Annotated in this window: 27 protein-coding genes; 9 read left to right on the top strand and 18 right to left on the bottom strand. The window is 26.7% G+C overall.

From position 1 onward, the window contains the following. Positions 1-27: 27 nt before the first annotated feature. The gene (locus HA140_RS07865; RefSeq protein WP_209040571.1) at positions 28-327 is read right to left on the bottom strand and encodes a heat-labile enterotoxin alpha chain; all 300 of its coding nucleotides are present in this window, start codon (positions 325-327) and stop codon (positions 28-30) included. A gap of 407 nt (positions 328-734) precedes the next feature. Between HA140_RS07865 and HA140_RS07860 the strand changes: the two genes are divergently transcribed. Further along, the gene (locus HA140_RS07860) at positions 735-1,043 is read left to right on the top strand and encodes a hypothetical protein (protein ID WP_209040570.1); all 309 of its coding nucleotides are present in this window, start codon (positions 735-737) and stop codon (positions 1,041-1,043) included. A 259-nt stretch (positions 1,044-1,302) separates the two neighbouring features. Here HA140_RS07860 and HA140_RS07855 read toward each other — a convergent pair whose 3' ends face one another. The 7 genes from HA140_RS07855 to HA140_RS07830 form a co-directional block, all read right to left on the bottom strand. After that, positions 1,303-2,115, bottom strand: coding sequence for an LOG family protein (locus HA140_RS07855; RefSeq protein ID WP_432420080.1), 813 nt, complete (start codon positions 2,113-2,115; stop codon positions 1,303-1,305). A gap of 40 nt (positions 2,116-2,155) precedes the next feature. Continuing rightward, positions 2,156-2,674: a hemagglutinin gene (locus tag HA140_RS07850; RefSeq protein WP_209040568.1), complete on the bottom strand. Its 519-nt coding sequence runs from the start codon at positions 2,672-2,674 to the stop codon at positions 2,156-2,158. Positions 2,675-2,753: 79 nt separating this feature from the next. Further along, a complete protein-coding gene (locus HA140_RS07845) occupies positions 2,754-2,900 on the bottom strand; it encodes a hypothetical protein (protein ID WP_209040567.1) in 147 nt (48 codons plus the stop codon). Positions 2,901-3,102: 202 nt separating this feature from the next. Beyond that, entirely contained in the window at positions 3,103-3,360 is a 258-nt protein-coding gene (locus HA140_RS07840) for a hypothetical protein (protein ID WP_209040840.1), read from the bottom strand. A 490-nt stretch (positions 3,361-3,850) separates the two neighbouring features. Further along, positions 3,851-3,979: a hypothetical protein gene (locus tag HA140_RS09475; RefSeq protein ID WP_257469750.1), complete on the bottom strand. Its 129-nt coding sequence runs from the start codon at positions 3,977-3,979 to the stop codon at positions 3,851-3,853. Between the two features lie 383 nt (positions 3,980-4,362). After that, entirely contained in the window at positions 4,363-4,566 is a 204-nt protein-coding gene (locus HA140_RS07835) for a hypothetical protein (RefSeq protein WP_209040566.1), read from the bottom strand. 2,251 nt (positions 4,567-6,817) lie between these two features. Further along, a complete protein-coding gene (locus HA140_RS07830) occupies positions 6,818-7,147 on the bottom strand; it encodes a DUF3804 family protein (RefSeq protein ID WP_209040565.1) in 330 nt (109 codons plus the stop codon). A gap of 286 nt (positions 7,148-7,433) precedes the next feature. Here HA140_RS07830 and HA140_RS07825 point away from each other — a divergent pair, with 286 nt between their 5' ends. Then, entirely contained in the window at positions 7,434-7,628 is a 195-nt protein-coding gene (locus HA140_RS07825) for a hypothetical protein (RefSeq protein WP_209040564.1), read from the top strand. A gap of 30 nt (positions 7,629-7,658) precedes the next feature. On the opposite strand, the gene HA140_RS07820 is transcribed toward HA140_RS07825, so the two are convergent. After that, on the bottom strand, positions 7,659-8,039 hold the full coding sequence (locus HA140_RS07820; RefSeq protein WP_209040563.1) for a DoxX family protein: 381 nt from the start codon (positions 8,037-8,039) through the stop codon (positions 7,659-7,661). A gap of 195 nt (positions 8,040-8,234) precedes the next feature. On the opposite strand from HA140_RS07820, the gene HA140_RS07815 reads away from it, so the two are divergent. From HA140_RS07815 to HA140_RS07805, 3 genes are all read left to right on the top strand, one after another. Next, positions 8,235-8,711, top strand: coding sequence for a carbon storage regulator CsrA (locus HA140_RS07815; RefSeq protein ID WP_209040562.1), 477 nt, complete (start codon positions 8,235-8,237; stop codon positions 8,709-8,711). Between the two features lie 590 nt (positions 8,712-9,301). Beyond that, entirely contained in the window at positions 9,302-9,445 is a 144-nt protein-coding gene (locus HA140_RS07810) for a hypothetical protein (protein ID WP_209040561.1), read from the top strand. A gap of 121 nt (positions 9,446-9,566) precedes the next feature. Next, positions 9,567-10,157, top strand: a complete 591-nt coding sequence (locus HA140_RS07805; RefSeq protein ID WP_245156245.1) for a DUF1543 domain-containing protein — start codon at positions 9,567-9,569, stop codon at positions 10,155-10,157. An 81-nt stretch (positions 10,158-10,238) separates the two neighbouring features. Here the strand turns inward: HA140_RS07805 and HA140_RS07800 are convergent, their stop codons facing one another. Continuing rightward, complete coding sequence (locus HA140_RS07800) at positions 10,239-11,438, bottom strand: LptF/LptG family permease (protein ID WP_209040560.1); 1,200 nt, start codon at positions 11,436-11,438, stop codon at positions 10,239-10,241. A gap of 970 nt (positions 11,439-12,408) precedes the next feature. Between HA140_RS07800 and HA140_RS07795 the strand changes: the two genes are divergently transcribed. Further along, positions 12,409-12,615, top strand: coding sequence for a high light inducible protein (locus HA140_RS07795; protein WP_209040559.1), 207 nt, complete (start codon positions 12,409-12,411; stop codon positions 12,613-12,615). 685 nt (positions 12,616-13,300) lie between these two features. Here HA140_RS07795 and HA140_RS07790 read toward each other — a convergent pair. The 4 genes from HA140_RS07790 to HA140_RS07775 form a co-directional block, all read right to left on the bottom strand. Continuing rightward, on the bottom strand, positions 13,301-13,441 hold the full coding sequence (locus tag HA140_RS07790) for a high light inducible protein (protein ID WP_209040558.1): 141 nt from the start codon (positions 13,439-13,441) through the stop codon (positions 13,301-13,303). Then, on the bottom strand, positions 13,441-13,548 hold the full coding sequence (locus HA140_RS07785; protein WP_011132751.1) for a high light inducible protein: 108 nt from the start codon (positions 13,546-13,548) through the stop codon (positions 13,441-13,443). Before HA140_RS07785 ends, HA140_RS07790 begins: the two co-directional genes overlap by 1 nt. Before the next feature lie 657 nt (positions 13,549-14,205). Next, positions 14,206-14,367, bottom strand: coding sequence for a hypothetical protein (locus HA140_RS07780; RefSeq protein WP_209040557.1), 162 nt, complete (start codon positions 14,365-14,367; stop codon positions 14,206-14,208). A 108-nt stretch (positions 14,368-14,475) separates the two neighbouring features. After that, a complete protein-coding gene (locus HA140_RS07775) occupies positions 14,476-15,645 on the bottom strand; it encodes a fatty acid desaturase (protein ID WP_209040556.1) in 1,170 nt (389 codons plus the stop codon). Positions 15,646-16,231: 586 nt separating this feature from the next. On the opposite strand from HA140_RS07775, the gene HA140_RS07770 reads away from it, so the two are divergent. Beyond that, the gene (locus HA140_RS07770; RefSeq protein ID WP_209040555.1) at positions 16,232-16,402 is read left to right on the top strand and encodes a hypothetical protein; all 171 of its coding nucleotides are present in this window, start codon (positions 16,232-16,234) and stop codon (positions 16,400-16,402) included. Positions 16,403-16,661: 259 nt separating this feature from the next. Here the strand turns inward: HA140_RS07770 and HA140_RS07765 are convergent, their stop codons facing one another. Together HA140_RS07765 and HA140_RS07760 are read right to left on the bottom strand one after the other, a co-directional pair. Next, positions 16,662-16,814 (bottom strand): hypothetical protein, encoded by a 153-nt coding sequence (locus HA140_RS07765; RefSeq protein WP_209040554.1) that lies wholly within the window; start codon positions 16,812-16,814, stop codon positions 16,662-16,664. Beyond that, positions 16,807-16,965, bottom strand: coding sequence for a hypothetical protein (locus tag HA140_RS07760; RefSeq protein ID WP_209040553.1), 159 nt, complete (start codon positions 16,963-16,965; stop codon positions 16,807-16,809). The genes HA140_RS07765 and HA140_RS07760 overlap by 8 nt, the downstream gene beginning before the upstream one ends. A gap of 288 nt (positions 16,966-17,253) precedes the next feature. On the opposite strand from HA140_RS07760, the gene HA140_RS07755 reads away from it, so the two are divergent. Continuing rightward, a complete protein-coding gene (locus HA140_RS07755) occupies positions 17,254-17,406 on the top strand; it encodes a hypothetical protein (protein ID WP_209040552.1) in 153 nt (50 codons plus the stop codon). Between the two features lie 3 nt (positions 17,407-17,409). Here the strand turns inward: HA140_RS07755 and HA140_RS07750 are convergent, their stop codons facing one another. Further along, complete coding sequence (locus HA140_RS07750; RefSeq protein WP_209040551.1) at positions 17,410-18,516, bottom strand: fatty acid desaturase; 1,107 nt, start codon at positions 18,514-18,516, stop codon at positions 17,410-17,412. A gap of 78 nt (positions 18,517-18,594) precedes the next feature. Continuing rightward, entirely contained in the window at positions 18,595-18,750 is a 156-nt protein-coding gene (locus HA140_RS07745; RefSeq protein WP_209040550.1) for a hypothetical protein, read from the bottom strand. A 502-nt stretch (positions 18,751-19,252) separates the two neighbouring features. Between HA140_RS07745 and HA140_RS07740 the strand changes: the two genes are divergently transcribed. Beyond that, positions 19,253-19,570 (top strand): restriction endonuclease subunit S, encoded by a 318-nt coding sequence (locus HA140_RS07740; protein ID WP_209040549.1) that lies wholly within the window; start codon positions 19,253-19,255, stop codon positions 19,568-19,570. The last annotated feature ends 2 nt before the right edge of the window (positions 19,571-19,572 follow it).

The following is a 19,572-nucleotide window of genomic DNA, read 5'->3' as shown; positions in this document are numbered from 1 at the left end:
GTGCAAGTAGTAAGCGTTTTATCTCCTTTATTCATCCTCCATTATTTCAGCAGAATCAGAGCAGACATTAACGCTAAACCACTGCATGGCTGACCATTTTTTTTCGTGGAATGTACCAGCAGCAATACTTACAAAACAATCATTCTCATACCAACTTCGATAACTGGGATTTACTCCGGTTCCTTTTAATCTGTTTTCTAAACCTTTCCCATATTTTTTAATTACAAGATTTATAGCTTTATACTCAATTTCTCTTTGCCTTTCATCAGAAAATGCTTCAAAAGATATAAAAAAAAGGGATAATAATGCAATAAATAAATGTTTCATTGATTCTTTTCTTTTTATATATATCTAATTTTATATTGTTTAATTAATTTTTTAAAATTCTCAAATCTTTTTTGTCCATCGACTTTTCATTTTTGTTTTTATAAAAAAGTTTTTTCCAGAAAATGAGAATTTATTCCTATAAGTTTAGATCGATTGTAAGTGTAAACTTTACTCATTATTTTTTATTAATTAAATCTTAAATTGGATAGAGAATCTTATATGGCAGATAATTATATATAAGTTTTTCAAATGAAATTAAGTAGCCTTTATTACATATTAAATATAACTGTTTTTAAATGAAAATTTTTGTCCTTGAAAAGCTCCTAAAATATAATTTTTCTTGAAATAAATATAGACAAGACATTCATAAAAAAAACTTCTATAAATCATTAACTTCTTTTATGAATATGTTCCTAACAAACAAGACTCGTTTAAAAATTAAGGATATCGTTAAGAGGATTTCATTAGATGAGGCAGTTTCATTAGATGAAAGAATTTATGTTGAAAAGTATGCAAAACATAATTCAACTATTTGGACATGGCTCAAAAAAGCTAATAGCTTAAGGAGATATGGTAAGCAAAATTCAGACGGGATAAATGGACTTATACAGAATCTTGGGCTTGATGGTTTAGAAACTGAAAATCATTTTGATCCGCAAAATGATGATCTTGCTAATTGGTTTAGTGGATCACCTGATTGGATTAGGAGGAGCTAAATCCAAAACTAATAACTATAAAACTATAGTTTCAATTCTAGAATTTAGAGAAATCAAGTGAATTTAAAAATAAGGAGTGTATGGCACTTCTGTTTTTATTGAATCCCCATAGTAACTTTCAGCTGATTTTATTAGGATCCAATAAATGAAATTTAGAAATGATTTTCCCATAGGAACATTAATAAACTATCTTAATTCAAATCAGAATCTGAAATTAAAGCATCGTAGAAAATACTTAATAGAAGAGATTTAGATTTTCTTAGTTAGTTTTTGATGATTTGATAATTTTCCATGCCTCTGATGCAGTATCTGCATATTTGAAAAGATTTAAATGTTCATCTTCAATTAATCCAAGATCAGCTAAATATTCAAAGTTTATTATCTTATTCCAATACTCTCTACCAAAAAGTATGATTGGGATTTTAGTTTTCATTCCTGTTTGACAAAGTGTCAATAGTTCAAATAATTCATCTAGTGTTCCAAAACCTCCAGGAAAAAATACGGCTGCTACTGATCGCATAACAAAATGGATCTTTCTTAATGCAAAATAATTAAATTTAAAGCAAAGACCGGGAGTTATAAAAGCATTTGGTATTTGTTCATTAGGGAGATTGATATTTAACCCTATAGACTTACAATTTGCATCAAATGCACCTCTATTAGCAGCTTCCATAATTCCTGGCCCCCCACCTGTAACAATCACATGAGAATTACAGTTTTTATTTTGACTATTAATTGACGCAAGTTTAGAAAATTCCCTTGCAGATTGATAGTAATTACTCATTAGAAGCAAATTTTCTAATCTATTTAAATTTCGTTTCAGAAGTATCGATTTATGATTTTTTTTAATTAATTCTTTTATATTTTCAATTCTCTTTTTTGTATTTGATTCTTCTGCAATGCTTGCGCCTCCAAAAATAATTATGGTTGAAAGAATTTTATTTTCTTCAAGGATTAAATCTGGTTTAGTAATTTCAAGAAGCATTCTGACTCCACGCATTTCATTTCGGCTCAGCAGGCCAATATCTTCGTGAGCCAATTTATAAGTATCAGAATTAATAATTAAATTCATGTTTTTTAAATTATTACTATGGGATATATGTTTTTTCATTTCAAACAAGAGTTTTAACTTTTCTTTCTAGAGGATTAAAATGAAACCTTTTGATTTTGTTATTTTCGTAAATCCAATAAACAGGGGGACTTTTTCTTGCCTTAATTAAATTAATTTTGTCTAATTTTTGAGGGATAAATTCTTCAGCAGGATCAAAAGATTTATCTCTTTTAGATTGGTTTAAAACAATACTACCTTCTTTCCCCGAGATAGATCTGTGATAAGTTCCTATAGGAATTTCTAATGCTCCCATAGATCTATTTAAATAAATCACATGATGAGGTTCATCCCAGGAAGGATTTATTAAAACAAATTCCCTTTCTCCGGTGATAACTAAATTATGATCAATTTGATGATTGTGAACGTAATATTGCTCATCTTTTAAATCATCTGGAGGAGATATAGCTTCCCCAGAATGGATCACAACATCAGAACCATTAGAACTATCTATGCCTGCATCAAAGAATGTGACTTTTGGAGTCTCTCTAAAAATATTTATTGGGAAGAATCTTAATTCCATAGTGCTAACTCCCTTTTAGAAAATTTAAAAATACTAATAAAAATTTATTTAATTTTTAAAAACAGCTATTTTGTGATTTCTAATTGCAACAAACCAAGCAATCTTCTTGATTTGGATAATCTATACATTCGTTGTTTAAAGTTTCTTTAAAGAAATCTACTTTCTTAACATAATCAAGATCCTTTAATTCTTTTTTTGGAACCGTGAACTGAGTTTGTAGTTTCATTTTCTATTCTCCTAATTAATACTGTTTTTTGAATCCATTCCAAGTTTGAGAAAACCTTAATCCCAGATAAGCAATTAAAATTGTCCAAAATAAAATTTCTATACCTAAATTAGTCATTTGCTCTACCTCCTTTCTGTCTGATTATTCTTTAGTACGGGTATTATGTAAAAATCAAGCGTAAGAATACCTAAAAGTTAAAGTTTTAATCACAAAAAATCTTGCAATGGTTGTTACTCGGATGTTCTGCACATTCTTTATTCCAATAAGCTGCAATTTCTTTGAGCTTATTATCAAATAAAAGGTTTTTTTTATCCAAATTAATTTCTTGGATAGTAAATGTGTCATTTAGTGCCATAAGAATTACCTCTTGACTACACCTATTTTCTAGTTCATTTGAATAGCAAATTTCAAGTTTTATGTGTGCGGTTAGAGGAACAAAATTGTACGGATTAAGGATCAAAAAAAATCCTAAATTATGAATACTTCCAAGGAAAATATCCTCAAAAAATTAATTTAATCTTTAAAAATTTTGTGTAAATTTTGCTAGAAATTATATTCTCTTAATACCTTCTTAGGTCAGACAGTATCTATCATTCATCTAATCTATCTGCATATTCTCTTAAAATCTCAGCCATCTTCTGAGGTGGAATTTCTTGTTGATATTCTTTACATAAATCAAAAAATTTATCTAAGAAATCTTTCATTGAAGAGGACATAAAAATTAGCGTTTCATTTTAAAAGTAAAGTATGCAAATCCACCAAGCAATAAAAGGCTCACAACCCCATAAGTAATCGCTATGCCGTACATGTATGTAATTTATTTATAAATACATATGCAGAATATAAATAAAATAAGAAAACTCCAATAGCAATGGAACTTCCATAAATAAGAAAGTTCTAAAATCTATATAATTTAGTTTTTTTAAATACTTTTTCTTCTTCTTTAGTAATCATTTATTTTCTTTTTCTTTTTCTTTTTCTTTTCTGGCAGCATTACCTTTTGCTCTCAATACCAAAGTTATCGTTAGGGCAGAGCTCAAAATAACAGCATCAATTAATAGGTGCGGGGAAATATTCATCAGTTGAAAAGAGAAATAAAAAGAATAATTATTTTTTCATCAATAAATCTATTGAACATTAAAAAAGAGGGGTTTATCCCTCTAAGTGTAGATTGACTGTCAATCACTGTCTATTTTAGCTTTTTAGCTTCTCTAAAAATTAGTATTTTATTTAGCCAGAGCAAGAGAAGGCACCTGCAAGTATATTTTTAAAAATTGGGGCTTGACCCAAGGCATACAAAAAGAAAGTTGATGACGCGAGAGTAATAGCTATTTTAGAATTCCTATTAAATTTCAAATTTGAGATTTTTGCAAATGCAGAGTTCATTTGTCCCTTAATTTATTAATTTAATAATAGCTGTAAAAATTAAACATTCAGCATCAAAATTTACCAAAGAAAAATTTTATTGCTCCTTTTTCTTAGCTTGTATTTTTACTAGTTCAAATTCTTTTTTAGACACTATTCTGATTTTGTATAATGGATATCTTGTTTTCCACCATTTATTTATCGAAATAGCTACTCCATCTAAATCTTGGGCACAAATATTCACCCATAAAATTTTAGTTTCAACTTCTTTGTAGAATTCCCAACTTGTAGGTGAAGCCATTAAAAATCGCAAATGAAAAAAAATTATAATTGTCGAAAAAATTCTATAAATTTAGTTATATGGTCCATGAGCTAAAACTTTTGTTTTTTTAATAAGATGAATTATTTGAAGATATAGGGTTTTCATTAAGTGGTGATAAAAAACTCTAAACAAAAGATTTACGTCACTTTCGCCTTCTAGGAAAGTATTACTTTTATTTTAGAACGAGTTTCAATTAAAAAATATCTTTGCAAAGAAGGGGCCAAAAATTGGCCCCTCTTGGTGAAACTCTTCCAAAGAAACACCAATAAAATTTTACTCTGAAAGATGCAAAGTTAAACAAATTAACAAAATCAAGATTATCGATTTATGCGGCCCTTTTAAAAGGGTTCATATTCTTTAAAAAGTTGTTACTCTTGCGGGTACTCATTTTTCTATATCTTTGATTTATATCCAGGATATACTTCCTAGCTTTTTTATCAGTTTCAATTTTCTTTTTTCGAAGACGTAAAGCCCTTAAATCTTCTATTGACATGAGGCCATCATCTTCATTGAAATTTAAATGATCAAATTCCATCAGTTTAAGAAATTAAGTTTCTTCTTTAAGTGCAAGATTAACAACCTTATCTTTATTTGCAATAGAGATAATTAACCAACTTAACTCAAATTAGTTATTCAATATTCAGAAAGCTAAGAATTTAAGTATTAAAAACTTTCTAAAATCAAGAAAAACTTTTGATTGAATTAAATGGAACTTCTGCAGATACAAATGATTCTCCATAATAAGATTCGGCTGATCTTATTAGTAACAAATAAAATAAATTTACTAAAGCTTTCTCCACGAGGATTTAGTAACTAATTTAAGAAAACTCATAATTTTTGTAATAGCAATATACAAAATAAATTTATTAAGCAATCAAGATATTTTTCTCATAAAGAATAAATCTATATTGAGAGAGAAAAATTTGCACTCTCAGACTTTAGGCAGCGGACTTAATCCTCGTGGAGTATTGAACTTTAGACCGCTCTATTTTTTTGCAAAAGAAAAATAGTACAGAAAGGTAATTAGATCACTAATTATTCTAATTATTCTGAATAAGCATTTACGGGTTAATTGATTAAAAGTATCTGAGCATATGTTGGGGTTATTATTGTATAGGAATGCTACAAAAATTAAGTTATATCAATGGATTCAGTATTTTTGCTCATTGATATTTTGATTCTTAGAATAATATTATTATTGATGCCTAAAGAAGGTTTAATTTTGAAAAAAATAATTAAATTTTTTAAACTACTTAAGAGAAGAATTGACATTGTTAACGCAGAGACTGAATTAAAATTTATATTGGAAAATGAATAATGGGATTCCCACATTGCCCTATTTGTGTAGTTCTAGCATTTGTTTCAGTTTTTATGGGAGTTACTCGTAGTTATATGTTCTATATTCTTTTTCGGGAGTTTATGAGAGCCGAATCTACTTTTAAATTGAAGTTTAGTTTCTATTAATTGTTGACATCTAAGTATAAATACTTTATAAATAGATTGTAGTCAATACTACAAAATCGTCCGATCTACCATCTGATAGACCGCAGTACGACTCAAGCCATAGGACGGGGACTTGAGCAAGTTCAGGAGCTGCATCATGGTAAACATGTATTTCAATGGAAAGTCATTTGTATATTGTAGAAAACAAGAAGAAAAGATTGTAAAGCTTACTTATAGAGGATCTATTTACTTGAAATAATATTTCTAATTTCTTTTTTAAAAAAGTTTGGACATTTATTGACGTTTTTGGATTAAGTATTTATTAATACTTTATAAGAAGAACTTATAGTGAATATATTTTTTACCTATTTAAAAATTCATATATTCGTATATTTAGTAACGAGAAATTAATTCTAAAATCATTAATTTGTAATTAAATTCTTAAAAGGTTATGCAACCTATTTCTGAGGAACTTTACAAAAAAATAGTTGAGAGTTCTAAAAAATGAGTAAGTTACTTATTGCTTTATTGGCTTTAGATATAGGCGTTAGTCTGTCTAAAGTTTTTATTTTCACCTGAAAATCAAATTACTAAGCATAAAAGAAGCAATTGTTTTTTAAAAAAAAGAAATAGTTACTTGATATTCTTTATTTGATTTATTTATTTTATAAAAAATTAAAAATTAAACCAATAAAAGAACTACCTACAAGTAGTAGAGCTATTAACTTTGCTAATCCCATAAAGATAAATCGGAATTTACTGTAGATCTTTGTATCCAGTGAATTTTTCAAACATTATTTACTTTTTTAAAAATTGACGTAACTGTTGGCAAGTCATCATTAGGTGTCCCTTTATAAGTAAATTTTGAACCTAGTGTAAAAATGCACATTACTATATTTTCACTTAAAAATTCGAATCGGTGAATTCTGGTTATTTCTGCCTTTTCTTGAACTATATCACCAGCAATCATTTGTTCGAACCCTTTTGCATCTAGAGGATTACCACTGGGTCTTATGCATAAGAAATCTGGAGTCGAATTATTAACAAAAAATGAGGCCATTTTTTGGGGATTAGCGAACTCATTTAATAATGAAATGATTGTTTCTTTATCATTCATAAAAAAAGGGACGTAAACAATCTAGTTTAGATCTACTTTTTAAATGTACAAATCGAAATGGGATAATTTTAAAAAAAATTCGTTAGGATATCTGAAAAATTTAAATTTTTAATTTAAATCATGATCAATTCATTGAACAAATTATTGCCCGTTGGTAAAAAAGTCAAAAAATATTTACCTTTCTTTATTGGATTTAAATTACTCACATTTACTGGTTTCCTTACTTACTTAATGAATCGCTAATTTATAAAATCTTAAAAATAAATTTTAAATAAACTAAGATCTAGTGAATAAAAAAGAACGAATTAAAAGATTCAAGTCTATGTCAAGTATGCAAAGGCAAGAATTGATATTAAAGAAGATGAAAGAGAAAGGTATAGAGCCAGGAAGTGGGATTTCTAATAAAAAATACGATAGCAAAGAGGTTTATGAATTAATTCATATTGCGAATTGCTTCCCAGAATTAAGAGAGAAAAAATAAAAAATATTTAGGTTTCTTTAATTAAGTAAATTATTTTGGTTCCCTTATTGCAGCAATAATTAATCCACCTATCAATCCGAGATTCATAAATACTGCTCTTTGATGGAAAGGGAATACATGAAAAATTATTGTTGTCGGAATAAGAAATATTAATAAAAAAAATGAACCGATTTTTTGATTTTCTCCAAATATAAAAAATCCAGAACCAAAGATAAGACATATAATGGCTCCCACCAGAAGGACAGATGAAATTGGTTCAGGAATGCCTTTGGAAGAGATATATTCAACTGTTCTTTCAAAATCATTTATTTTGCTAGGTATGGATGAGATGAATATTGCTGAAATTGATAATCTTGAAAAAAAATCTAAAAAAGATTTGATACTTTTATTTTTCAAAATTGAATTTTTCATAATATTATTATAAGAAAAAAATTTTATGTATTTGATAAGTACTTAATTAGTCCAAAATGCTTTTATCGTTTTAAAAAAGAGTTATTCAATTGATAGAATTCTATTTAGTTGAAAGGAATCTTTTAAAGAAATTAAGAGTAATTTATGATTTTTCTTTTTATTTTTATGTAATAATTAATTCAAGTTAAATTAAAAATGCTTAATAAATTTATTTTAACTTCTTTTTTACTTTTTAGTTCCCTAATAACCATATATCCTTCAAAAAAAGAAAATACAAATTTTTTAGATTATTGTTATTCTCTTGAAAAAATAATTTCTAGAAATTCAGTAAAAAAGAATAAGAATTTATCAAGGCATTTTAAGTCTTTAGCAAAAGATATTACTCTATTTGGGATTAATAAAACCAAAGGTACTATCGCTAATAAGATAATTGATAAATACAAAAATTCCAAAAAATTATTTATTTTAACTTTTGTTCCAAACCAAATTTATTGTTTAGCAGGGTATTGGATTGAGGTAGCAAATCCAGGGAAATTTGAAATGATTTTTTTTGAGAAAAGTAAACAAAAAATAAATGAATATAAAAATATAAAAAAAGAAGCAGACGAATTTATTAAAAATATTAATCTCGAATATAATTCTATAAAAAAAGAAATTAAAGATTATTTCTAGAAAATTAAAATTCTTTTTCAAAAAAAATAGTTTATTTTTTAAGTTTTACTTATTGGTTTTTATAAGTTAGTTTGCCTAAAATTAATTATTTTGACTTTCTAGTTCCACCATAGGAATAGTTTTTATGTTTAGAAATTTGATTCCAACATTCTTTACAACAAAAAATCCATTTCTTATGAATTATGGATTTGCACCTATAGTGGATCTTATCTGGCTTATGACATAAATCACATTTTTTCATCTAATAAAACTGTTCCCAAAGAAATTCTTAATATAGAGTAATTTGTTAGGATAAATTCACGAAAAAGTTTTAATGATGTCATCATAAAGTAGCACTCCTCTTCTCCTGAGGCAAAGCAGTGGTAATGAAGAGTGCAAATTTTTTAAATTTGTCTTTGAATATTCTTGATATAATCTATCCATAATTTTTAATCTGATATTTTTTTTTCATACTTAAAAGTGCTTTTTAGATTATTTCCTTTATTTCGAAATAAGTAAAAGTTTTATAATACATTGAAATCAGTACTTTAAAAAGAAACTCACAGATATCTTTTTATAAAGTTTAGTATAAATCTAATGATTTTAAATCTATGAACATTTACTTATTTTGGGTACTATTTTTAGCCCTCTGGGCAATTGTTCCTTTGATGATTATTAAAGGAAGAACTGACGAGTCAACTAAGATTAAGACTTCTCCAGATGTCAAATCAAAGAAAAAAGGTTGGTTTAATTGAAGGTCAATTTTATTGACTAAATGATTACTTGCAGATTAATTCTTGGAGTTTTAGGCAAAATATAAATTTTTTTAGGAATTTATTAAGATGAATCTTTAGATTAAGAATAAAAAATTTTTATATGAATATTGAAAAAATAGATAAAATTCATCTTTTTTTGGTTGTTCTGGGAGGGAGAGCGAAAATGGCTAATATAGAGTTACATGATGTTAGATGGGTAGTAGGCTCCAAGATTGAAGATACATATGATGCACTAAGAAAGAATTGGTTTGGAACTTTTGAGGGATTACATATTGATAGCTATAAAAAAATAAAATATGTAAATGGCTATAAAGTAACACTCAAAAATATTGAAAATAAGAAATTAAAAAATAACGAATTAGTTAATGGAAAACATACCAATAAGAATTTATGGTTTGTTAATATCGGAGGATATAATCCAAGTTCTATGCAAGAAAAACATGAATTTGGTTTATTTGTTGCTTCAAGTAAATTAGAGGCAAAAAATTTAGCGAAGTCTAAATTGCTAATTGGATGTAAAAAAAAGCATAAAGATGATATAGCCTCTCTCAAAATAATAACTGGTTGTGATGATTGCCAAGTTATTAAAAAAGTAGGTAATTGGAAAATAGAATTAAATCTAGAAAATAATTTGATTGAAGAAAATAATTATCCTGATTGGTATGGTTATAAAAGAATAGATAAGATTTAAAAAATATGGATCTTCTTGATTAACTGAATATTGTGATAACTTTTCTAATAAACAAACAATTCTAATTAATTAAATAAAGCATTATACAGAACTTGATTTTCTTAAGAAATAAAATCCCCCAAATAGAGAAATTACTACTGGAAACCAAGCTGCGATTATTGGAGGAATTAATCCCTTAACGCCAAAAGAACTGCATATAAATGACATAACGTAATAAACTAAAATAAGAATCACACTTAATCCGAACCCCTGACTTTTTGAAGATCTTAAATTAGATTTAGATCCCAAGATACTACCTATTAATCCAAAAACCAAACATGCACAAGGTAAAGTAAATTTTTCTTGAATTCTTACTTGAATTTTTCTAATCTCCTTGAGATTTCCTATCTTTTTATATATTCTTTCAGCCTCAAAAGCTTCTTTTAAAGACATATCGCTTGCATCTTTTGGGACTTTTCCGAGATCTAATGGGCCTTCAACAAAAGGGTATATATATTGTTTAAATTCAATGTTTGTTGTTTGACCTGTTAAATTAGTTGAAACAATATTTCCATCTGAAAATATCCAGGAAGAATTATCTTTATCAAAAATTGCACTATTTGCTGTAAGAATCTGCTTTATATTTTCTCTGGAAAAGTCTAAAACTGTAACCTCTTTCATTATATTATTTTCAAACTTAGAGGCATAAAAAATATGCGTTAAGTATGTATTTACTTTTGTTGGTTTATTAGTGCTAGGAGCTATTCTTGATCCTTTTCTAGTAAAAATAATGTTATTCTTACCTTTGTTAAATGAACTTCCTATTCCAGATCTTAAAGTTGATTCGGCAAGTCTATTACTAGTGGGAACTAAATTATCATTGAAATAAAAAGTTAATCCTGTCATGAAGATTGAGACTGCAATAGCTGGAGCTATAATTCGAGATGTTTTAATTCCTAAAGATCTTAAAGCTAATAATTCAGAATTTGCTGATAGTTTTCCATAAGATAATAGTGTGGATAATAAAACAGCCATTGGAAATGACAAAACCAAAAAGCTTGGTAAGCTATACACTAAAGCTTGTAAAGCTTGCAATACAGGTAATCCATATTCAACTATTTTCCTTATGAGATCAAACATTACTCCAACAGATAATGAAATAACAGTAAAAGCAGAAATGGCAAAAATCATAGGAGGTATAAGTTGTCCTAATAACCATCTATCTATTAGAGGTATTACATACCAAGGAGTAATTATTTTTTTGATATTTTTTTTAAATTGTGATTGATTTGAAAGTTTCAAAAGTAATTTATTTGATTTTTGATATCTTTTTTAGCATTATAAAATATCAATGATTTAGAGACCAATTGAAAATTATTGGCTAAATAGACCGCTTTTGGTTATAAATTTCCAAAATAAAATAAAAAAAGAATTTTTTCTACTTGCAGTTATTTAAAAAATTTGGTTTCTTTAAAAAAAAGGCAATTAATGAAAAATAAACCTTTATTAGAAAAGTGTAAATGTTCACACTGCCAACAAAAATTAAATCAGATCAACAGTTCAGGAATATATTGGAGTAAATTAATTTTAAATAAAAACCTAACATAATTTCCCTTTTTAAATTTTCAATATTCAAAAACTATTTCTAAATAAGAAATTTTTTGGAATCTTTTTATAAGATAAAAAATTAATTTATTGAAGATTATTTTTAAAACCTCATGTAAAAATTTTTTGTTACTTAGGTTTTTTGATTTCTTTTGTAGATTCTATTTTCTCGATTTAGAAGAAGAAGAATAATAAAAATACAAGCGGGAATAAGAATAAAATCTATGGACATAAATATTATTTACTCTATTTTTCTATAGCAATAGAATTATATTTTGACAATGGCTTTATTTCCCTTCAAAGCTTTTTCAGTAACAAAAAACTTCTTGCTTTTAAAAATAAAAGAGCTTGCAAGTACCCCACCGGCAAGCTCATGACGACCAAGTTAGCTTCAGTTTACCTGATGTTAACCAGCCAAGCACTTCCTAAATGCTAATTTTATTCTACTAAGTAAAATTACTTACTGTGAGTATAAATGCTTATTAAAAAGATTTTTTTGTAAATACGATTAAGTAAAAAAATAAAAAAAATTTTTTAAGAAATAAATTGCGTCTAACAAAACTGCCACAGATTTATTGTCAATTACTCCCAAAAGAATATTTCTCATGTACTAGGTTTACAAAAGTTAATATTTATGTTACTTTAGTTAACAATTACAAACGTTTAAATGTCAAACTCTGGAGTAACAACGGAATCAGGTGGAAGACAAAATATGTTTCCTTCCGAGACAAGGCCTTACATAGATGAATCTGTTTCTTATGAAGGATATCCTCAAAATGCAGAAAAAGTAAATGGCAGATGGGCAATGGTTGGATTTGTTGCACTACTGGGTGCTTACGTAACAACAGGGCAGATAATACCAGGGATTTTTTAATACTAAACTTATTAGTTTTTACTTTATAAATTTTTTTAGTTTATATCAAATGATTAATAGAAAAATATTTAAATAATTATTTTCTTAAATTTAAATTAACTTTTTATAGATTTGAAAATAAAAAAAACCAAATAAAAGTTATAGCATTAAGACTAAAGATTATTCCGAGGAATAAGTAAGCAAATTTTTTCCCAATAAATGCTGTCTCTGGTTCAAGTTTTACTCTCATAAAATTCTATAATTATTTTTGACTAAGATAGCATTATTTTTTTTTAAATTAAAGAAGAAAAAGCATATAGTAAATTCTTTTATCTTCAGACTTCTTTATACGATAATTTTTAATTTTCCTAAACTTCTTTTTTGGGAAAATTTCTCTTTTAATATTTAATATTGTTGTTTATAATTTTTCTTGATTTGTGTGATTCTTGCGCCAATGTAAATCAGTAAAATTAGCCAAAATAATATTTCTAAGAGAAGATTTGACATTTAATCAACTTTGAATTTATCACATAACTTTAATTGTATTCTTATTATCGCGGTAGAGTTTTTATACTGATTTCTTTTTATAGTTTATGTTTGGTATTTGAATATTAAAAACTAAACTATTTCTATGTATTTATGTGAATTAAAAAAACCAAATTTAACTAGTAAATTCGGTTATTTGATTAAATTTTGGGATGTTTTCTTAGATAAAGCCAGGGATTATTTGACCTGTAGTTAGATAAGCGCCTAATAGTGCTACGAATCCAATCATAGCAAACCTCCCGTTAAGCTTTTCAGCTACAACTTTTTCTTTTTCAACAATTTTTGGTTCTGTATTATCCATTAGAACCAACCTGGAATAATCTGGCCTGTTGTTACATAAGCACCAACTGCTGCAACGAAACCTAACATTGCTGCCCAACCATTAAAACGTTCTGCTTCAGGAGTCATTTTTTTGAAAATAATTTGTAAACAAATATAACATATTTATTTATTTATGTAAAGAAAGCTATGAAAAAATATCCTATTCGACTCTTAAATAGCCCATTTTGTAACGATTCTGTATCTTAATATACTCTTTTGATAGAATTATTTTGGCGTTGATATTTATATTTTGAGAGATAAAATTTATGTCAGTAGTTTTTTTTGGTAAGTATATCAAATCCTCATTTAGGGATTATTTAAATTAATATAAATATCAGAGTCAGCTAGTAGGGATACAGGCTGACTCTTTTTTTGTCGAAATTTTTTATCTTAGAAAAAAAATAGTTTTTGATAGCCAAATAATTGCTATTAATTAAAAAGATTTACAGATATTTCAATGTCGTTTGAAACTTTTTACATGCATTTAATTTTTGCGAGAATTCCTTCTCTATTAAGTTCTGATTTAATATTATTTATCCTGCCTGCTCTTACAGTCACAATATTATTTTTTAGCTTAAAAATAATATTTTTTAAAACGCCAAAATTGAGAAAAATTAAATAGAAAGTTTTTTACTATACACATCACAAGGCATTCCCTTGTTCTTATAATTTTTCAGAATCATTGAAAATTTCTTGATTAGATTAAATTAAACATCAATGTTATGTAAATGTATTTTTAAATCATCAATTCGATAGTTTTCTGCTCCATTCTTTATGCTTTTCATCTAAATCTGATACTTTGTCTCCTAAACTCAATTGCCTCTCTAATAATTCAACTTTTGTGAGTGTTATTTTTTCCGAATAAAATTTAATAGGTTGTTTTCCATGTAAATTGTCGCCACTCATAAGAAATAAATAAAATCAATTATTTTTAAGATAGAAATTAAGAGATTGCTATTTTTTTTATATTCTTTTCAGATTTGCGTATATGAATGTTGTAAAAAATTTATAATTTTACAAACCTCTTTTATTGTATGAAGATTGCCAAAGATATCTTTCTTTTTTACTATCTGACTTAACAGCAACACAATGGCAAGCAATATTCCAAAGTGCTTTAGGTATAGGATCAGGATTAAAAAGATATGCCTTTTTAAAGTTTTTCTTTATTAAGACGGTAGCCTTTATAGCATGATAATGAGGAATGTTTGGACAGACATGATGAACTACATGACTTGAACCTATATTATGATGCAGAAAATTAAGGATTTTACCGTAAGGTCTGTCAATGGAGAGAAAGGCTCCTCTCATAAATGTAAATTCTGTATTTGAAAGATGGGGCACATCTGAATCTGTATGATGAAGCCATGTATAAACTACTAACCAACTATTAATAACTAATATAGGTCCAATATACATTGCAATTACTGAAAACAATCCATACTTAAAAACATAGAAAATAATACCCAATAACGTTAAAGCTATACCAATATCTGATATCCAAACTTTCTTAGTCCAAATTGATGGCCATAATACTTTGGAAAATGGTTTGGTTGGCCAAAAATGATTTGAAGTCCCATATTTAATACCTCCGGTACTTCCTGTAAGTAAATAAGCAGGCCAGCCAAATATTAGATGTAAAAAAAGTTGAAGAATTCCGTAATTTTTCTTACCTATGGAATTTGAAAAATGCAATTCTTTTTCTCCCCCTACCTTTTCCGTAACTCCATTTCCCTCAATAACTAAAGGAACGTGAGTTTCTCCATTGGTTACATTATTTGTGAATCGATGATGAACGGCATGAGAACGTTGCCAAGAGAAATAGGGAACTAGTAGTAATGAATGCAGTAAATATCCAATTATGGTTTCCAAAGTTTTGTTTTTAGAAAATGCTCCATGTCCGCATTCATGCGCAATTACCCAGAATCCCATCGCAGTTGTACCTGATAGTAATGAGTAAATGATCCAAATTGGGATCATTTCTGGAGTAAATGGAATATGTAGCCCGATTGCAACTACTAATAATTGAATTAAGATTGTTTGTAAAAGATACTTTAAAGAAGTTTTCGTATTACATTCAAAATAGTGATCTGGAATAACATCCTTAAATTCTTTTATGCTTGGAATATCTTTATTCTCAATTACAAGCGCTTGGCCTCTAAGACCTGAAAATTTTATTTTGCTCAAATTTTTTAGTGATAATTTAATTAAATAAAACCAATCTCCACATTATATTATCCATCACAGTGTCTTAATTATGAAAATAATGTATCAAATTGCATTTTTCAAAAATTTTTAGAAAACCATATTTAACTTTATTCAAATTAAATTAAGGCGTATATTTTTTTTGTGAGCGTATGTATGTGTGTGTTTGGAATATTTTTAAATTGATTGATGTAATTTTTTTAAAGTTTTTTTAGCACTTCTTTAAGGTTTATTTAATTCAAAGACCTCGTATGTACCTCTTGGTAAGACCTGATTGTTTACGAGGTTTTACTAAAATTGGTATAGCAATAACTCCTACTGTAAAAAGACAAATTGGGGCTATCACCATTAATATAGATTCTAATGACATAAGAAGTACTTTGATTTATTAATTCATAGCAGGATTTTATTTATAAGTCATGCGTATTTATATCTATTTAATGAGAATTGATTTGGGATTTTGTAATATTAGTATTAAGCAAAAAAGAAGAAAAAATTAAGAAACATAAAATATCTCAAAATTCATCTTATTTAATGATCATGAAATTTTGATCAAAGGTTATTTTTTATGGACGTAGAACAAAAATGGATGCTAATGACCTATTATTGCCCTACGCATGGGGATTCAGGCATAGTAAGACCTATTGAAATGTCAAAAAAAGAAATTAGTCAAAGATTCTTAAAAAAAGGCAAGACCTCTAAAAATGTTTTATCAGAAATTCACTCAAATCCTGGATAAAGGTTTGAATTCTTATAAAGTTTAGTGTTGTTATGATGCATTAATTTATTTGCTACTTTTAAAAAAAGCAATATTAAATAAGATACAGCTATTGCAATTCTAAAATATTATGTGAAATTATTTTTTTGAAAAATAGCTAAATAGATATTATTTTTTATTATAAAATAATATCCTAAAAATATTATTTAGTTATAAGTATTTAATTTATTTTTAAAATAATGATTTGTTAAGTTTAACTAATTTATAGTATTAATAATCTTCAAACTTGATCAGAATCGCATGTCAATTCACATTGATTAAGCTCACTCGATGATATCTTCTCTAAAATTCTCAACATATCAATTTCCGAAAGCTCTCCATTGGAGTTCCATTTTAAGGTTGTTTTTCTTTGTGGGGAATTTTTTTTATTCATTTTGATTTTCTCCCTTTAGATGAATTTCTAAACAACGAGTAACACATTCTTGATGACCATCCACAATACTGCATTCAGTAATACATTCAAAATATGAATTAATTGAATCTATTTCTGTTTTCTGGTTAGAAGAGATCATTGAATCATTCATAAATTTTTTTGCTTTATTTGGAATAGAGATATAGCACGAAATAATGTTAAAAAATTTAATTTATTAAGTGAATTATAAAAAATAAGTATTATTTACTAAATAAATTTTTCACCTTGTTTACTTTAAGAAAAGTAGCAATAAAAATCCTTCATAAAGATAAAAAAGAATTAATTTAAGCATTTAATATTAATTTTTTACAAAGCAATCTTTTACAAAATCAGCATAAAGACTGATTTACATTTGAATTATTTAGTTAGATGATAATAGAGTACAATTTCATATTCTAAAATGAAATCAGTAATCAATTGGCTTTCGGAAATGTTAGAGAGCATGGCAAATGCTTTTATGCATCCTCTAAAGAATGACTTGCCCCCATCTATAGGAACGCATTCATATAGTAGTATTCCTCTTAAAAGAAAATTAAGAAGAAGGTTTAATTAAGCACTACTTTATTGGTATTAATTTTTCATGCTGATCGTCCCAAATAATATATTTGAAGCAGTTTGGAAAATCGCTTAATTTTAAAAACTTCGATTGATGAAGTAAATGATTATTTGCTTCATGACAAGCTCTTAAATTGTAATTTGGTATTCTTTCAGAAAGATGATGAATGCTGTGGAATGATATATCGGCTAAAAACCAATTTAGCCAATTAGGGATATCTAAATTGCTACTACCAAAAATAGCTCCATCGACAATATTCCAATTTTTTGTATTTTTGGCATATGCATTTTCGTAGTTATGTTGAACGAAAAAAACACATATTAAAATTGCTGCTGATAGGGTCAATACCACGGAATAAAATGATAAGAAAAAAACTAATCCAAACCATTTACACATAAAAAACCATCCTATTATTACTAATATGTTGTTAATTATTAATTCAGATAATTCACTAAAATTATTTCCATAATCAGAAAAAGGTGGTTTGATTCGTGAATTAATAGCTAAAAGTTTAGAAATTTCTCTGTTTTTTATTTTTATAAAAGTCTCCACCAAAATATCTTTAGTGAAATTAAAAATGATAATAATAAGTCCTAATCTAGGTTTTAGAACTAAGTAAAAAAAACCTCCAGGGAAAAGCATCATCCAGTTTCGACTTACTTTGTAAAAGTTTTGTTCTCTTTTTGAAAGGGAATTATAATCTTTAAGACTTAAAACATCTATCGGACCTTTGTAAATTTCCCAATTTCCATTATTTCTATGATGAAATGCATGATCAATCGACCATGACTTCTGTGGAATACCATTGACCAAGCCAAGTAAAAATCCAAAAAAGCGGTTTAATTTTCTTTTTGTAAAAAGAGAATTATGACCGCAATCATGCATTAATGAGAATGTTCTAGAAGAGAATAGAGTTAGGAGAAAAATAATAGGTAACATTAAAAATCCTTTTATCAATAATGAAAAAGGATTATTTATTATTTGGTAAACAATTAACCAAATTGAAATTATTGGGATGATGGTAGAAATAATTTGATAAAAAGCTCTCAAATTATTCCTTATAAGAAATGGCTTGATTAGAAAATCACTTCTATTAACTTTGACCATATATTTACTTTATTAACGACCATAACAAATTTTAAAAATTTTTGATTATAAAAAAATTAAAAAAATTAACACAATTTATTAAAGAATAAATTCTTTTGACATAGTTCTCAATTGATCTGGATTTAATCTATTTAGGTAATTCTTAAAATCACAAAGATTCTTGTCTGATTCAGAATCTTCTTTCTCATAGAGGAGGCTATTTGAAATTAAGTCAATAAGATGATCTTTATCCATAACCATTTATAGACCAGAATTATTGTTAAAAACGTTAAGGTCTTGAACTCGAGATCATTAAGTCATCTCTAAAAGAGTAATTTTTCGTAAATTTTTTAAATCTTGTTCTATTTTTTCTAATCTTTCACTTAATTCTTTTTGTTCCTTAATTAAGGATTTCTTCTTTTCTTAAGATCTTTAATAAAAGGAGAATTGAAATATACTGGTAAGAGACAAAAAAACTTCTATAGCTACTATTACAAGAGTCCAAATTATTAAAATTGGAGATGAAAAAAATTATGAAATGGTATTGATAATGAATTTAGTAAATAAATTCTAACTATTCATAAACAAAAAAATCAGTAATAAATACTTTATTTTTGAGAAGTTTTATGGGTAATTGTGCTACTCATTTTGTAAAAAATATATAAGGTTTATCTTTATTTAAATTTTAAAAATAAGTAATTTTACAGCTGTCAAAGTATGAATAAATAATAATGATTAAACTAGTAAAAATTTTTTTATGAAGAAAATTATAAATAAAGAACATGATAAGAATGAACCATGGTTCAAATGGTTAACGAGAGAACTTAATTCTTTTGAAGTTTTTCAGGATTTTGAACTAGGCAAGAATCCACGAGATATCGCAGAGAATTTTATTTCTAGAAATAGTATTGCTATTTCAGAAGTTTTCAAGAATTTTGATGAAGAAGATAAAGATACATTCGATCAGTTTCTTAAATTAACTGAATGCGAGATGCATGTGTTTAGAATTCTTGAAAAACAATTAGAAGCAAGAAATAAGGTAAGATTTGTAGATTTTAAAAAAAGAAAAAAATAAAG

Source organism: Prochlorococcus marinus CUG1417, assembly GCF_017695975.1.
Lineage (GTDB): Bacteria > Cyanobacteriota > Cyanobacteriia > PCC-6307 > Cyanobiaceae > Prochlorococcus_A > Prochlorococcus_A marinus_AG.
This window is presented reverse-complemented; position numbering and strand designations above follow the sequence as displayed.

Bases quoted from the DNA above. Each gene is read 5' to 3' on its own strand.
- HA140_RS07865 (WP_209040571.1), bottom strand. From the start codon at position 327: ATGAAACATTTATTTATTGCATTATTATCCCTTTTTTTTATATCTTTT.
- HA140_RS07790 (WP_209040558.1), bottom strand. From the start codon at position 13,441: ATGGATAATACAGAACCAAAAATTGTTGAAAAAGAAAAAGTTGTAGCT.
- HA140_RS07755 (WP_209040552.1), top strand. From the start codon at position 17,254: ATGAAATCAGTAATCAATTGGCTTTCGGAAATGTTAGAGAGCATGGCA.
- HA140_RS07745 (WP_209040550.1), bottom strand. From the start codon at position 18,750: ATGGATAAAGATCATCTTATTGACTTAATTTCAAATAGCCTCCTCTAT.
- HA140_RS07820 (WP_209040563.1), bottom strand. From the start codon at position 8,039: ATGAAAAATTCAATTTTGAAAAATAAAAGTATCAAATCTTTTTTAGAT.
- HA140_RS07750 (WP_209040551.1), bottom strand. From the start codon at position 18,516: ATGGTCAAAGTTAATAGAAGTGATTTTCTAATCAAGCCATTTCTTATA.
- HA140_RS07740 (WP_209040549.1), top strand. From the start codon at position 19,253: ATGAAGAAAATTATAAATAAAGAACATGATAAGAATGAACCATGGTTC.
- HA140_RS07855 (WP_432420080.1), bottom strand. From the start codon at position 2,115: ATGAATTTAATTATTAATTCTGATACTTATAAATTGGCTCACGAAGAT.
- HA140_RS07815 (WP_209040562.1), top strand. From the start codon at position 8,235: ATGCTTAATAAATTTATTTTAACTTCTTTTTTACTTTTTAGTTCCCTA.
- HA140_RS07810 (WP_209040561.1), top strand. From the start codon at position 9,302: ATGAACATTTACTTATTTTGGGTACTATTTTTAGCCCTCTGGGCAATT.
- HA140_RS07835 (WP_209040566.1), bottom strand. From the start codon at position 4,566: ATGGCTTCACCTACAAGTTGGGAATTCTACAAAGAAGTTGAAACTAAA.
- HA140_RS07830 (WP_209040565.1), bottom strand. From the start codon at position 7,147: ATGAATGATAAAGAAACAATCATTTCATTATTAAATGAGTTCGCTAAT.
- HA140_RS07845 (WP_209040567.1), bottom strand. From the start codon at position 2,900: ATGAAACTACAAACTCAGTTCACGGTTCCAAAAAAAGAATTAAAGGAT.
- HA140_RS07785 (WP_011132751.1), bottom strand. From the start codon at position 13,548: ATGACTCCTGAAGCAGAACGTTTTAATGGTTGGGCAGCAATGTTAGGT.
- HA140_RS07780 (WP_209040557.1), bottom strand. From the start codon at position 14,367: ATGAGTGGCGACAATTTACATGGAAAACAACCTATTAAATTTTATTCG.
- HA140_RS07805 (WP_245156245.1), top strand. From the start codon at position 9,567: ATGAATATTGAAAAAATAGATAAAATTCATCTTTTTTTGGTTGTTCTG.
- HA140_RS07760 (WP_209040553.1), bottom strand. From the start codon at position 16,965: ATGAATGATTCAATGATCTCTTCTAACCAGAAAACAGAAATAGATTCA.
- HA140_RS07795 (WP_209040559.1), top strand. From the start codon at position 12,409: ATGTCAAACTCTGGAGTAACAACGGAATCAGGTGGAAGACAAAATATG.
- HA140_RS07850 (WP_209040568.1), bottom strand. From the start codon at position 2,674: ATGGAATTAAGATTCTTCCCAATAAATATTTTTAGAGAGACTCCAAAA.
- HA140_RS07765 (WP_209040554.1), bottom strand. From the start codon at position 16,814: ATGAATAAAAAAAATTCCCCACAAAGAAAAACAACCTTAAAATGGAAC.
- HA140_RS07770 (WP_209040555.1), top strand. From the start codon at position 16,232: ATGGACGTAGAACAAAAATGGATGCTAATGACCTATTATTGCCCTACG.
- HA140_RS09475 (WP_257469750.1), bottom strand. From the start codon at position 3,979: ATGAATATTTCCCCGCACCTATTAATTGATGCTGTTATTTTGAGCTCT.
- HA140_RS07860 (WP_209040570.1), top strand. From the start codon at position 735: ATGTTCCTAACAAACAAGACTCGTTTAAAAATTAAGGATATCGTTAAG.